The organism is Clostridioides sp. LIBA-2809 (assembly GCF_056688965.1).
Genome location: NZ_CP197004.1, coordinates 600,701 through 614,790 on the forward strand (window position 1 = coordinate 600,701; position 14,090 = coordinate 614,790).

The 14,090-nt window shown below is 27.9% G+C and carries 12 protein-coding genes and 1 other annotated feature; all 12 genes read left to right on the forward strand.

Going from position 1 to position 14,090, the window contains the following annotated elements; all coding sequences use genetic code 11:
• Positions 1–205: 205 nt before the first annotated feature.
• The 12 genes from queG (at position 206) to ACTG44_RS03170 (ending at position 14,054) form a co-directional block, all read left to right on the forward strand.
• Positions 206–1,120 (forward strand): tRNA epoxyqueuosine(34) reductase QueG, encoded by a 915-nt coding sequence (queG, locus tag ACTG44_RS03115; protein WP_021383217.1) that lies wholly within the window; start codon positions 206–208, stop codon positions 1,118–1,120.
• Between the two features lie 105 nt (positions 1,121–1,225).
• Positions 1,226–3,463, forward strand: a complete 2,238-nt coding sequence (locus ACTG44_RS03120) for a Lon protease family protein (protein ID WP_479918099.1) — start codon at positions 1,226–1,228, stop codon at positions 3,461–3,463.
• Positions 3,464–3,660: 197 nt separating this feature from the next.
• Positions 3,661–4,692: an endonuclease III gene (gene nth, locus ACTG44_RS03125; RefSeq protein ID WP_479921251.1), complete on the forward strand. Its 1,032-nt coding sequence runs from the start codon at positions 3,661–3,663 to the stop codon at positions 4,690–4,692.
• A gap of 196 nt (positions 4,693–4,888) precedes the next feature.
• Positions 4,889–5,359, forward strand: a complete 471-nt coding sequence (gene trmL, locus ACTG44_RS03130; protein ID WP_021383223.1) for a tRNA (uridine(34)/cytosine(34)/5-carboxymethylaminomethyluridine(34)-2'-O)-methyltransferase TrmL — start codon at positions 4,889–4,891, stop codon at positions 5,357–5,359.
• A gap of 34 nt (positions 5,360–5,393) precedes the next feature.
• Complete coding sequence (locus ACTG44_RS03135) at positions 5,394–6,239, forward strand: DegV family protein (RefSeq protein ID WP_021383226.1); 846 nt, start codon at positions 5,394–5,396, stop codon at positions 6,237–6,239.
• A 270-nt stretch (positions 6,240–6,509) separates the two neighbouring features.
• A complete protein-coding gene (locus ACTG44_RS03140; protein WP_479921252.1) occupies positions 6,510–7,514 on the forward strand; it encodes a BMP family ABC transporter substrate-binding protein in 1,005 nt (334 codons plus the stop codon).
• Between the two features lie 39 nt (positions 7,515–7,553).
• Complete coding sequence (locus tag ACTG44_RS03145) at positions 7,554–8,684, forward strand: BMP family ABC transporter substrate-binding protein (protein ID WP_479921253.1); 1,131 nt, start codon at positions 7,554–7,556, stop codon at positions 8,682–8,684.
• A gap of 152 nt (positions 8,685–8,836) precedes the next feature.
• Positions 8,837–9,598 (forward strand): DUF6873 family GME fold protein, encoded by a 762-nt coding sequence (locus tag ACTG44_RS03150; protein WP_021383214.1) that lies wholly within the window; start codon positions 8,837–8,839, stop codon positions 9,596–9,598.
• 29 nt (positions 9,599–9,627) lie between these two features.
• Positions 9,628–10,419, forward strand: coding sequence for a putative sporulation protein YtxC (locus ACTG44_RS03155; protein ID WP_479918104.1), 792 nt, complete (start codon positions 9,628–9,630; stop codon positions 10,417–10,419).
• A gap of 164 nt (positions 10,420–10,583) precedes the next feature.
• A complete protein-coding gene (locus ACTG44_RS03160; protein WP_021383203.1) occupies positions 10,584–11,186 on the forward strand; it encodes a DUF445 domain-containing protein in 603 nt (200 codons plus the stop codon).
• Between the two features lie 291 nt (positions 11,187–11,477).
• Positions 11,478–11,716: a binding site (T-box leader), on the forward strand.
• A gap of 63 nt (positions 11,717–11,779) precedes the next feature.
• Positions 11,780–13,699 (forward strand): threonine--tRNA ligase, encoded by a 1,920-nt coding sequence (gene thrS, locus ACTG44_RS03165; protein WP_479921254.1) that lies wholly within the window; start codon positions 11,780–11,782, stop codon positions 13,697–13,699.
• Positions 13,700–13,871: 172 nt separating this feature from the next.
• Entirely contained in the window at positions 13,872–14,054 is a 183-nt protein-coding gene (locus tag ACTG44_RS03170; protein ID WP_479921255.1) for a hypothetical protein, read from the forward strand.
• Positions 14,055–14,090: the final 36 nt, after the last annotated feature.

The following is a 14,090-nucleotide window of genomic DNA, read 5'->3' on the forward strand; positions in this document are numbered from 1 at the left end:
TAACTTAAATTAAATAGGTTAAATAGGTTAAGTAGGAATAAATAGATTAAGTAGGAATAAATAGATTAAATAGGTTAAGTAGATTAAATAGGTTAAATAGATTAAGTAGGAATAAATAGCTTAAGTAGTATTAAGTAGGAATAAACAGATTAAGTAGTATTAAATAGATTAAGTAGGAATAAATAGATTAAAAAGGAATAATTTTATGAATAATAAGGAATTAAAAGAATTTTGTAATCTTATAGGATTAAAGTGTGTAGGAATAGCTGGTATAGACAAGTATGATAATCTAAAAAAGATACTTGAAGATAGACAGGAAAAAGATTATTTGACTGGTATGGAAGAGCCAATAATTGAGAACAGAATTAACCCCAGAAATATAATGGAAGATGCTAATTCTATAATAGTATGTGCATTTCCATATCATATAAATAGACAAGAAAAGAATGAAAATTCAAATTTATCAAAATATTGTCATGGTAAGGACTATCATATTGTAGTAAAAGACTTTTTGCAACAAATTTGTGATTATATATCTGAAACGATAAAAGATTTTAAATACAAGATATTTGCTGATAATGGGCCACTAGTTGACAGATATTTAGCTTATTTATCAGGAATAGGATATTTTGGAATAAACAATAATATCATAACTGATGAATATGGTTCTTATGTATTTATAGGATATATAGTAAATAATTATAAATTTGAAGAAGATAAACCACTAGAAAAAAGTTGTTTTAAATGTGGTAAGTGTGTAAAATATTGTCCGGGAAATGCTATATTAGGAAATTATGATATGAATCCCAAGAAATGTTTATCATATATAACTCAAAAAAAAGGAGATTTGTCAGAGGAAGAAAAGGCTGTGTTAAAGAGTAATAAAAAAGTATTTGGGTGCGATATTTGTCAAGAAGTATGTCCACATAATGTTGGAATACCAACAACTCATATTTTGGAATTTAAAGAAAATATAATAGATTATTTGGATTATGATGAGGTACAAAATATTTCAAACAAAGAATTCAAAAGGAGATATGGGGATAGAGCCTTTAGTTGGAGAGGCAGAAATATAATAAAGAGAAATATGGAAATAATTTTAGATAAGTATAATGACTAATAATAAGAGTCTATTTCATATACTTTAATGTGAATTTACTTTAACACTTATTGTGTCAAAGTCATATTATATCATTAACGTTAAATATGAGGAGGTGGGGGAATATTGAAATATAACAATACATCTGAAATAAATCCACTAGATTGTATATTGGGTCAAGAAAGAGCCGTAGAAGCTATGGAATTAGGTTTAAGAATAAATAATCCAGCCTACAACATATACCTAGCTGGTGAATCTGGAACAGGAAAAAGTACTTATGCCTTAAAGGTTTTGAATGAATATGCATCCAAAAAAAATACACATAAAGATTGGTGCTATATATATAATTTTGAAAACCCTAGAGAGCCTATTATAGTTGAGTTAGAAAAAGGGTTTGGAAGAGAACTTAAGAAAGACATGGAGAAGTTAATTGAAAGTCTTTTAGAGGATTTTAAAAATGCATTTGAAAGTGAAAGTTTTGAAATAGAAAAAAATAAACTTTTGGATGAATATGAAATAGAAAAAGATATGTTGCTAAAACAAATTAAGAAATATGGAGAAGAAAAAGGGTTTAAATTAAAACAGAGTAAAATGGGAATAGTCTTTATACCTTTGAAAGAAGAGGAAGATGAAAGTGACATATCTGATGAAGAGTTTTATAAGGCAAAAAGAGAACTAGAAAATATGGCTATACAAGTCGTATATAAAATTAGAAATTTGGAAGAAATAGCTGAAAAAGCTGTCTTAGAGCTTGAAGAAGAGATAGCTAAACTTGTAGTAGAACCTCACATTAAAAGATTGTGTGAAAAATATGAAAATTATGATAAAATTCAAGTTTATTTGGAAAATATAAAGAAAGATATAATAGAATATATGTACTTATTCTATTTAGATGAAGATGAATTAAAAGATAAGTATGATAAAGAGCATTTTATTAAATATAAAATTAATCTATTTGTAGACAACGGAGGTGCAAAGAATAAAGAATCAGCACCTGTCATAGTAGAGATAAATCCAAGTCCTACAAATCTATTTGGAAAGGCAGAATACGATTATGCAAATGGCAATATAAAGACTGATTTTACAAAACTATTATCAGGAGCATTTCATAGGGCTAATGGTGGTTATTTAGTGATTTATGCAGACCAATTGTTAAAATATACGATGTCTTGGGAAATTCTTAAAAAGACTTTGCAGACAAAAAAAGTAATACTGGAAACACAGACAGCAATTAAGCCAGAAAATATGCCACTAAATGTAAAGTTAATATTGATTGGAAGTCACTATATATATGATATTTTATATAGATACGATGAAGATTTTGAAAAATATTTTAAAGTATTCGTGGATTTTGATAGCGAAATGGATAAGAACGAAGACAATGAAGAAGGCATTGCTAGATTTATAGCATCTCAGTGTGATAAGAATAATTTAAGACATTTTACTAAGGAAGCAGTTGATGAAGTTGTCAAATTTAGCACTAGATTGTCTGGTGATTTAGGAAAATTATCAACTAAGTTTAATAAAATAATGGAAGTTGTAATAGAAGGAAGTGCATATGCAGAATTTAGAAATTCAAGATATACAGAGCAGTGTGATGTTAAGAAAGCAATAAGTGAAAAGAAAAAAAGAATTAATAGAGTGGAAACACATATGGATGAATCAATTGAAAATGGCTTTACTTTAATAGAGACAGAGGGAAGAAAGGTTGGAGTAATAAATGGTCTATCAGTCTTAAGCACAGGAGAATATTCTTTTGGTAGAGCTTCAAGGATTACAGCAACCACTAGCCCAGGAAGTAAAGGCATAGTAAATATAGAAAGAGAAGTAAATATGAGTGGCTCTATACATAACAAGGGAGTGCTTATATTAGGTGGATACCTTTCTGAGAACTTTGCACAGGATTTAATAATGTCACTAAATGCTTATATTTGTTTTGAACAAAATTATGGTGGGATAGATGGAGATAGTGCATCTTCAGCAGAGTTATATGTACTATTATCATCTCTTAGTGGAGTATCAATTAAGCAGAATATTGCTGTTACAGGTTCTATAAATCAAAAGGGAGATATACAAGTAGTTGGTGGAATAAGTGAAAAAATAGAGGGATTTTATTCTATATGTAAAACTAAAGGATTAAATGGTGAGCAAGGTGTCATAATTCCTAAGAAGAATCAGAGAAATCTCGTTTTATCAGATGAGGTTAATGATGCAATACAAGATGGAAAATTTAAGATATATACAGTTGAAAGAGTAGAAGAGGCTATAGAGATATTGACGGATGTTAAATTTGAAGAAATAAAGAAATTAGTAAAAGAAAAATTAATATCCTTCAGTAAGATACAAACTGTGTCAAAAGAATAAGTTTATTGTAGAATTTAATGGGTATTTATGTATAATAAAAAGCAAGAACTTTAATAAGTTTTTGCTTTTTTTGTGAAATATCTGGAATTTAAATTTTTATTTTGTATGTTTTATATATTGATGTTTATTTTTTGTTGATATGATTAAACTATGTATAAATAGCGTCTTATAAATTAGTATTTTAAAGGGGGATAATTATGAAAAATGTAAATCTAAAAGAGAATGAAGAGATAAAAGATAATAAAGATATAAATGGGAAGAATCTAAAAGAGAAAGAAGATATAGATAAAAAAGACATAAATACGGTTGAAGCTAAAAAAGGAATGGATAAAACAATTAATAAAAAAGATAAGATAATTGATGAGAAAGATATAGAAAATTTTAGTGATATTGAAGAAGATAAAAAAACTGTGAAAGCAGTCAAAAAAAACACTAAAAAAAGTACTAAAGAAGGCACTAAAGAAAGTATCAAAAAAACTAACAAAAAAACCGAAACAGACGAAAAGGCAAAGAGTATTAATTCTAGTAAGAAAACACAAAAATCAAGTAAAGAAGCTAAAAGTAAATCTAAAAATAAGAATAAGTCAGTAAATGAAAAAGATGTAAATAAGATTTTAGATGAATTAGAAAAACTGTACCCAGATGCTACATGTGAGTTAAATTATGGGACAGCCTTTGAACTTTTAATAGCTACTATTCTATCAGCTCAGTGTACTGACGTAAGGGTAAACAAAGTTACATCAGAGTTGTTTAAAAAGTACAACACAGCAAGAGATTTTGCTGATTTGAGTATTGAAGAAATTAGTAAGGAGATAAAAAGCTGTGGTCTTTACAAAAGTAAATCTCAAAAAATAAAAGATACATCTGAACAACTATGTGAATTATATGATGGTGAAGTACCAGATAGTTTAGAAGAACTTGTAAAATTACCTGGTGTTGGAAGAAAAACAGCAGGAGTTGTACTTAGTAACGCCTTTAATCAACCAGCAATAGCAGTAGATACTCATGTATTTAGAGTTACCAATAGAATTGGAATAGTGGATGAGCCAAATCCTCAAAAAACAGAATTTGCACTTATGGAAGCCATACCAAAAGAAAGATGGTCACACTCACACCATGTATTAATTTTTCATGGAAGAAGAATGTGTAAAGCTAGAAATCCAGAATGTGGAGATTGCCCAATAAAAGAAGATTGTAATTATTATAAAGAAATTAATGAAATGAAATAACTTTTATCAAAGTAAGTTGTACAAGAGGGATTTTCTGATATAATAATACTTATGAAAATGTTAGATAGAAAACTATTATATATAGCTAAGTAAAAATTGTTATTAACATTATTATATATAATAGTATAATATTATTGTTATTCTGTTTATAAAATAAAGTTTAATAAATTAAGAGCAATACTTAGGGAGGATAAAAATGTCATTAAATATAGTATTAGTAGAACCAGAAATACCTCAAAATACAGGAAATATAATAAGAACTTGTGCAGCAACAGGTTCAACTTTACATTTGGTAAAGCCATTAGGTTTTTCATTAGATGATAAACACCTAAAAAGATGTGGGCTTGACTATTGGGATATAGCTGATATACAATATTACGATAGCTTTGAAGAATTACAAGAAAAGTATCCAAACAGCAAATACTTTTTTTCTACAACAAAGGCTAATCAGTCACATTCAGATGTGAAATATGAAGAAAATTGTTTTATAGTATTTGGCAAAGAAACAAAGGGATTACCAGAACCTTTGTTGAAAGCAAATATGGATACTTGTATTAGAGTACCTATGTTGGATGTTGAAAAAGCTAGGTCACTAAATTTATCAAATTCAGTTGCTATAGTAGTGTACGAAGCTTTAAGACAAATAGGATATCCTAATATGAGGTAATTTAGCAAGCCTAAATGAGAAAGGAGCATACTTGATGAAAAATCTAAAGATAATCTGTGACAGTTTATCGGACGTGCCAAAAGATTTGTTAGATAAATATGATATAGATATTGTCTCGTTAACAGTTATATTAGAGGAAAAAGAATACAAGGATAGAATCGATATATCTGGAGATGAATTTTATAAAAGGCTTAGAGAAGAAAATGTATATCCAAAAACTTCTCAAGCTACTTATGCCCAATTTAAAGAAATATTTGAGAAGTATACTAGTGAAGGTAGAGAGATACTTTATATAGCAGGTTCTGCCACAGCCACAGGGACGTATCAAAGTGCTGTAATGGCAAAGAATGATGTAGAAGGTAAAATATATACATACGATTCTAACTTGCTTTGTATGGGAACTGGTTTACTTGTAATAAAAGCAGGAGAACTTGCAAGTGAAGGGAAATCTATTGATGAAATATTGACTGTTTTGGATGAATTAAAAGAGAAAGCTTTTGTTATATTTTCAGTGGATACACTAGAATATTTACAAAAGGGAGGAAGAATATCATCTACTAAAGCAGCAATAGGAAGCATATTAAATATAAAACCTATCTTAGAGATAAAAGGTGGACTAGTTTCGCAAATATCTCAAGTAAGAGGAAAGAAGAATGTAATTTCTAAAATGATGGACTTGATAAAATCAAATTGTGGGGATGATTTATCAGACCAAATTGTGTATATAGGATATAGTGATGATTTTAAGGAAAAAGAACAATTATCTAAGGTTATGGAAGATGAATTAAGACCTAAAGAAATTAGATTTTTCCAAATTGGCGTGTGTATAGGTGCACATGCTGGTCCTGGTGTCACTGGTATCATATGTTTAAGAAAATAAATAATATTTTTTAAATGATTATTTGTTTTTTATTAGATTAAGATAAAATATTAAATATTGATATGCTAAATTGGATTTATTTTAGATAAAATTAAGTATTGATATATTGGATTTAGTTTTTAGGGAAGTGTGTAAATAGATAATAATCTATTGCACACTTTTTTATAGTAAGATTTATTGGAAAAATTTCAAAACATGATTGTAAATTGTATATAAAAGATTTGTAAATAGAATATAAAAATGTCATGAAGGTGTAAGGAGTGAAATTTGATGAGTTTAAAAAGAGTGTTGATATTGATATTAACCGTAGCAATGACAACTGGAATGTTGGTTGGGTGTAGCAATAATCCTGATAACAATTCTAATTCTAACAAAGATAATAAAAGTAATATAACTGACAAAAATAATTCAAAAAAATCTATATCTATGATACTAGACATTGAAGGAACAAACAATGAAGTTATGAATAATGCTGCTTTATTGGCATTAAACAATGCTCAAAAGAAACTTAATATAGATACAAATAAAGTGGAATCAGATGATTCGTCATCTTTTTCTAATAGCATAGACATTTTATGTAATGACAACCAAGATTTAATTATAGCTGTAGGAGCTAGATTTGCAAAACCATTGGAGAAAATAGCTAAAAAATATCCAAAGCAACAATTTGCAATTATAGACTATGAGTATGACAAGCAACCTTCTAATATAACTTCAATTTCTTATGAAGACCATAAATCTGGATATCTAGCAGGACTTATTGCTGGAAAGATGACTGAAAGTGATAAAGTTGGTTTCATAGGAGGAGAAAAGGGTTCTAGTAGAGATAAATTTGAAGCAGGTTTTAAAGAAGGTATTAAATTTTCTAACAGCAGTATAAAGGATGTTTCAGTTGAGTATGTGGATGTTTTTAAGGATAGTAAATCAGCTGAATCCATAGCTAAAAAAATGATGGATAATGGAGTAGATGTTATTTTCTCTACTACAGAAGATGACTCAAAAACTGTAATAAATGCAGTTAGAGCGAAAAATAAAAAAGTTATAGCTACTAATAAAGACCAACATGATTTGGCTCCAGAAAATGTTATAAGCTCTATTGTAAAAGATTTTGAAAATCCAACTTATAATTTGATACAAAGTTTTGTAAAGGGAAATTATAAAGGTGGAAAAGTTATAGAAAATACAGTTAAGTCTGGAAGTACTGGACTTGCGCCAAATAGCTCTCAAAATATTCCTCCAGATGTGTTAGAATATGTTAATAAGAACAATAAATAATTATAGAGACTTCAGGTTCTATATCAGGGAGTGAATTTTGTGAAAATAAAAAGGATATTGATGCTCTGCTTTGTTGTGGTGTTTACAATTTTTATATTAGCTATATGCAATTTTGACTTTGGGCTTAATAAAGTAAATAAAGCTAATTCTAATATAAATAGTGCTAAATCCAAACAGAGTGAGTCTAAAAGTGTATCAACCTCATCAAATAAAGATAAAGTAAATAAAGATAAATCAAATAACAAAAGTAATAATGAGGAAGATGAAATAAAAGATGATGATTCTTATGTGAGAAAAACTGTTGGAGTATTATTAGACACTGAAAATTTAAATAACGAATCATATAATAACAATGTACTATCAGCTCTAAAAAGAGCTGATGAAGATTTTGATATTAGAATAAAACTTGAGAAACCAAAGACTTATAAGAATTTTAAAGAAAGTATAGAAAAACTACATAAATCTGAGCCAGATTTGATAATAGCAGTTGGAGCTAGATTTGCAGAGGTAATAAAAGAAGAAGCTACTAAATATCCAAAACAACAATTTGCAATAGTTGACTATGCTTATAAAGTTCAACCATCTAATGTAATTTCAGTATCATTTCAAGATAATGCTACTGGATATTTAGCAGGTCTTATTGCAGGTAAAATGACTGATACTGGTAAAGTAGGTTTTATAGGAGGTGTTGAGGGTTCTAGTAGAGATAAGTATGAATCTGGATTTAGAAAAGGTCTTAAAACTTCAAATAAAAATGCTGAGTTATTAGTTAAATATTCAAATGTATTTGAAAATCCTGAATCAGCTAGAACTACTGCAAAAGAAATGAGAGATTCTGATAGAGATGTCGTATTCTCAGCTACAGAAGATGATAGTAAAAGAGCTATTCAGGTAGCAAGAGAAAATGGTGGTAAAGTTATAGCTATTAACAAAGACCAATATGATATGGCACCAAATAATGTAATAAGTTCAATAGTAAAAGATGTGGAACAACCAGTCTATGAATTAATAAAGAATGTTATAAAAGATGGTTTTCATGGAAGTAAAGTAATGGAGTTTAAAATAAAAGATGGAGAAATTGGATTGACTCCAAATAGTAGTAGAAATATACCACCAGATGTTTTAGAGTACATAAAAAAAGAGTATAACAAAGTGAAAGATACATATTAATTATTGTTTTAAAAGTTTATAAAAATGCACTTTTTAGGTGTAAGTTAATTATAGAAGAGTCTAATAATAGGTGTGTTAGCAGAAAAATTCTGCTACACACTTTATTTATTTCAAATAAAAAATTTATCAAAAAAAAGAAAAAGGAGTAAAAAATGGAATTTACAAGAGAGCCATTTATACTAGATGACGATTTGTGTCTAGCTTTGGTGGACAAAAGAATTAGTTATCTAATGGAAAATGAATTAAAATTAAGAAATATAGAGATAATAAAAACAATAGAATGTAAAGAATTATATGAAAGCATAAAATATCACCCAGATATATGTATTTGTAATTTAGGAAAAGGAGATATAATTGTTGCGCCGAATGTATATAATCAATACAAAGAGTTATTAAGTAGATATAAATTTAATATAATTAAGGGAGAAGCTAATTTATTAAATAGATACCCTTATGATATACCTTACAATATTGCTATAGTTGGTGACTATGCTATACACAACTTTAAGTACACTGACAGAGTAATATTAGATTATATTGAAAATAATAAACTTAAAAAGATAAATATAGAGCAGGGCTATTCTAAATGCTCAATCTGTATAGTAGATAGAACATCTATAATAACATCAGATAAAGGTATTTGGAAAAGCATGAAGAATACAGAAATAGAGTGTTTATTAATAGAAAAAGGTCATATAAATTTATTTGAGATGAATTATGGATTTATAGGTGGATGTACAGGGTTAATTTCTAAGGATAAACTAGCTTTTTGTGGAGATGTTAAAAAACATCCTGACTATGAACGTATAAAAAGTTTTGTAGAAAGCAAAAACAAGGAGATAGTTACACTTAGCTGTGAAAATTTACTAGATATAGGTTCTATAGTTCCTCTCATGACAAGAAAGGAGCGATAACTTTGGTTGAGAAGGATAATATTTCTTCTATGAAATTTTTGAGGAATAATAATGTAAACGATAGATTAATATATACGAATGACATTGTAGAAGTAGTAATAGATTCTGCAAAGCAAGAAGTATTAAATAAAAGAATACTTAATGGTACTAAAGATGAACAAAGAGCTCTAAATATTGATGAGATATCAACAGAAATAACTAGTATGATAATAAGTATAATGAAAGAGAAACTTTTAAAAGAATACATTCTAAAATGCTATGGGCGTACATATCCTGAAGATAAAAATAATATATACATATATTCACTAAACATATTTGCTAAAAAAGAGATTTTTATGAGAGAAACAGTATTTACAAGGGTGAGAAATTATATAGAGGAAAATGATTTTATAAATGTAGAAGGTTTTATCAGATTTAGAATGAGAGAATTTATGAAATATATTTCTGCTATAGGTGATATTGCAGTTGAGGAGTATTTAATAAAGAAAGACCAAGATGAGTTTATAAGAGTTTTAAAATACTTTATAGATACTCAAGAAGAAAAGATTGATTTGCTAAAAGTTCATATAATGGAAGATAATACATTTATTTTATACGATAAAAATGGAAACAAAATAGACAGTATAGATGATGAAGAAATCATAAATATGGTAATAAGAGAGAATTTAAACTACGAGGACTTTTTAATAAGTACCTTATTAACCTTATGCCCTAAAAAAATAGAAATATTAGATTTATTAAATAATAATTGTTCAAAAGAAATTATAGATACTGTAGAGGCAATTTTTGAAAATAAAGTTAGTATAATTATGGAGAATTAGGAGCTAAAGATATAAAACTAAAAAAATTCTTTTTAAATCGACACAAAAGACTTATAATTGTATATAAAGCTATAATATAGCTAGAGCTATTAACTATAAAAAACATCGACTGATTAAATGTAATATAGCTGACAAATATACAATTGATAAGGAGAAATTTTATAATGGATAATTTAATTAGGATACTGATATTAGCTGTTATTGGTGGATTTATAGGTTACGTTACAAATGTAGTTGCTATAAGACTAATATTTAGACCAATAGAGCCTATTAAAATACCTCTTTTAAATATAGAAATAGTAGGACTTATACCAAAGAGAAGAGCAGAAATAGCAGCAAATGTAGGAGAAATAATTCAAGAAGAATTTCTTTCTATGGACGAAATACTTGCAAATATCATTACTGACGAAGATAAGGAAGAAGTTGTAAGATACATAAAAGCAAGGGTAAAAATTATAATACATGAGAAAGTCTCATTTATACCGAGTGGCATAAAAAACATGATACAAGACTATCTAGGAGAGATAATTGAGTCTGAAGTTAAACAAAGTATAGATGAATTGAGTAAAAATATAATAAATAAAGCAAATGAACGTATAGATATACAAAAAATGGTCGAAGATAAGATTAATGAACTAGATTTATATGAATTAGAAGAGATAATAATAAGAATAGCTAAAAAAGAATTAAAGCATATAGAATTTTTAGGTCTTGTTTTAGGTTTTTTAATAGGTATAGTTCAAGGATTGGTTACTATATTTATTTAAATATACAATAATTAGCTATTGTATTTAAGTATACAAAAACTAAAAATTAACTTCAATAATAATTAATTTTAGTATTTATCTAGTCATATCTATCATGCATGTAGATATATTTTAAAAATTTAAAATTGGTGAAAATATTATAATATAACTATAAATCAAAAGATTAAACTAATATAAAAATATTAGAATATTGATTTACAGTTGATTAAGATGAAAAATAATGGGTAATTATTATATTACATTAATGTTGATTGATGTATAAGTATCTGTTATAATGAAAATATATTAAAAATTATAGCATTGAAGAGGAAGAGTAGATTAGAAACCATTCTCAGAGAATTTGGGTCTATGGCTGAGAGCCCATGTAATAGGTCTATTTGAAAACTACCTTGGAGCTGAGTTTATTAGCAGTATTTGTATTTATACTATATGTGAAAGTGCTCGGGTGACGACCTTATAGTCATCAAGAGGGTTGTATATACTTGTATACACCAACTTGGGTGGAACCGCGAATTAATATCGTCCCAAACATATTTGGGGCGATTTTTTATTACAAAAAATCTAAAAATTATTTCAATAAGGAGGAAAAAACAATGATTAAAGTTGCTTTAAAAGATGGCTCAATAAAAGAATTTGAAAGTGCTATTTCTGTTATGGATGTAGCAAAATCCATTAGCGAAGGATTAGCTAGAAATGTGGTAGCAGCATCTGTGAACGGAGAGGTTGTAGGTATGGACCACATTATAGATACTGATTGTAACTTAAATTTATTTAAGTTTGAAGATAAAGAAGGTAAAGAAGTTTTTAGACATACATCAGCACATATATTAGCTCAAGCTATAAAGAGACTTTACCCAGAAGCAAAACTTGCTATAGGGCCAAGTATAGAAAATGGATTCTACTATGATATAGATTTAGACCATAGATTGGTTCCAGAAGACTTAGAAAAAATAGAAGCTGAAATGAAAAAAATAGCTAAAGAAGATTTAAAAATAGAAAGATTTGAACTTCCTAGAAATGAAGCTCTAGAGCTTATGAAAAAACAGGGGGAAGACTATAAGGTAGAACTTATATCTGATTTACCTGAAAGTGAAATAATATCTTTCTACAAGCAAGGTGATTTTACTGATTTATGTAGAGGACCACATTTACCATCTACTAAAAAAGTTAAAGCTGTTAAATTACAAAGTGTTGCAGGTGCATACTGGCGTGGCGATGAAAAAAATAAGATGCTTCAAAGAATCTATGGAACTTCTTTTGAGAAAAACAAAGACTTAGAAGAGTACTTACATTTATTAGAAGAGGCTAAAAAGAGAGACCATAGAAAATTAGGTAAAGAATTAGGATTATTTATGATACCTGAAGAAGGTCCTGGATTCCCTATGTTTTTACCAAAAGGTATGGAACTTAAAAATGAATTATTAAAATTCTGGAGAGAAATACACAGAAAAGCTGGATATATTGAAATAGAATCTCCTATTATATTAAATAGAAAATTATGGGAGACTTCAGGTCACTGGTATCATTACAAAGAAAATATGTATACAGTTAAAATAGATGATGAAGATTATGCTATAAAACCTATGAACTGTCCTGGAGGATTAATTTACTATAATTCTCAATTACACTCATATAGAGATTTCCCAATGAGAGTTGCAGAGCTTGGTAGAGTTCATAGACATGAGTTATCTGGTGCATTACAAGGATTAATGAGAGTTAGAGCATTTACTCAAGACGATTCACATATATTCATGTTACCAGAGCAAATAAAGGATGAAATAAAAGGAGTAGCTAACCTAATAGATGGTATCTACAAAACTTTTGGATTTGAATATAACTTAGAGTTATCTACAAGACCAGAAGATTCTATGGGAAGCGAAGAAGAGTGGGAAGCAGCAGAAAATGGATTAAGAGAAGCTTTAGAAGAACTAGGTCTACCATATACTATAAATGAAGGTGATGGTGCATTCTATGGTCCTAAGATAGACTTCCATCTAAAAGACTGTTTAGGAAGAACTTGGCAATGTGGTACTATCCAATTAGATATGCAACTTCCAAGACAATTTGATAATACTTATATTGGACAAGATGGTGAAAAACATAGACCAGTTATGATTCATAGAGTTGCTTTTGGTAGTATAGAAAGATTTATAGGCATATTAATAGAGCATTATGCTGGTAAATTCCCAGTTTGGTTATCTCCAACTCAAGTTAAGATACTTCCTATATCTGATAAATTTATGGATTATGCAAATGAAGTTAAGAAAGAGTTATTTGATAAGGGTATAAGAGTTGAATTAGATGATAGAGCTGAAAAAATCGGATTTAAGATAAGAGAAGCTCAACTTGAAAAAGTTCCATACATGTTAATAGTAGGAGAAAAAGAAGTAGAGGAGAATAATGTTTCTGTTAGATCAAGAGATAAAGGTGAAATAGGTAGCATTAAATTAGATGAATTTATAGCTAGTATTTCAAAAGAAATTGAATCAAGAGAAAGTATTATTCAAAACTAATATTTAAGATATTGATAGATAATATAAGTTTAATCTATATGTTGATAGATATAAATTAAATTTATAAAAAGATAAGTATAATTAGAGGTACAGTTAATCATATTTTTATGATAATGTACCTCTAATTTTTTTGTTGTAGGTTAAATAATGTATTTATATGTCTGCTGATTTAATGGTGTATAAAAGATTCTCAAATAATGTATCTATAAAGGTTAATTTAAAGTTGTATAAAGTAGGTTTAATTGATATATCTATAAGTGTTAATTTAAAGTTGTATAAAATAGGTTTAATTAAAACTGGTGATTCTTTGAGAATAGATGCATATAAAGGATATGTTGAGATTATATGTAAATAGATTGGACTTAGTAGAGTATTATAGGTGAGACGTGTA

Coding starts and splice junctions, on each gene's coding strand:
- queG (WP_021383217.1), top strand. CDS start 206: ATGAATAATAAGGAATTAAAAGAATTTTGTAATCTTATAGGATTAAAG.
- nth (WP_479921251.1), top strand. CDS start 3,661: ATGAAAAATGTAAATCTAAAAGAGAATGAAGAGATAAAAGATAATAAA.
- trmL (WP_021383223.1), top strand. CDS start 4,889: ATGTCATTAAATATAGTATTAGTAGAACCAGAAATACCTCAAAATACA.
- ACTG44_RS03135 (WP_021383226.1), top strand. CDS start 5,394: ATGAAAAATCTAAAGATAATCTGTGACAGTTTATCGGACGTGCCAAAA.
- ACTG44_RS03140 (WP_479921252.1), top strand. CDS start 6,510: ATGAGTTTAAAAAGAGTGTTGATATTGATATTAACCGTAGCAATGACA.
- ACTG44_RS03150 (WP_021383214.1), top strand. CDS start 8,837: ATGGAATTTACAAGAGAGCCATTTATACTAGATGACGATTTGTGTCTA.
- ACTG44_RS03155 (WP_479918104.1), top strand. CDS start 9,628: ATGAAATTTTTGAGGAATAATAATGTAAACGATAGATTAATATATACG.
- ACTG44_RS03160 (WP_021383203.1), top strand. CDS start 10,584: ATGGATAATTTAATTAGGATACTGATATTAGCTGTTATTGGTGGATTT.
- thrS (WP_479921254.1), top strand. CDS start 11,780: ATGATTAAAGTTGCTTTAAAAGATGGCTCAATAAAAGAATTTGAAAGT.
- ACTG44_RS03170 (WP_479921255.1), top strand. CDS start 13,872: ATGGTGTATAAAAGATTCTCAAATAATGTATCTATAAAGGTTAATTTA.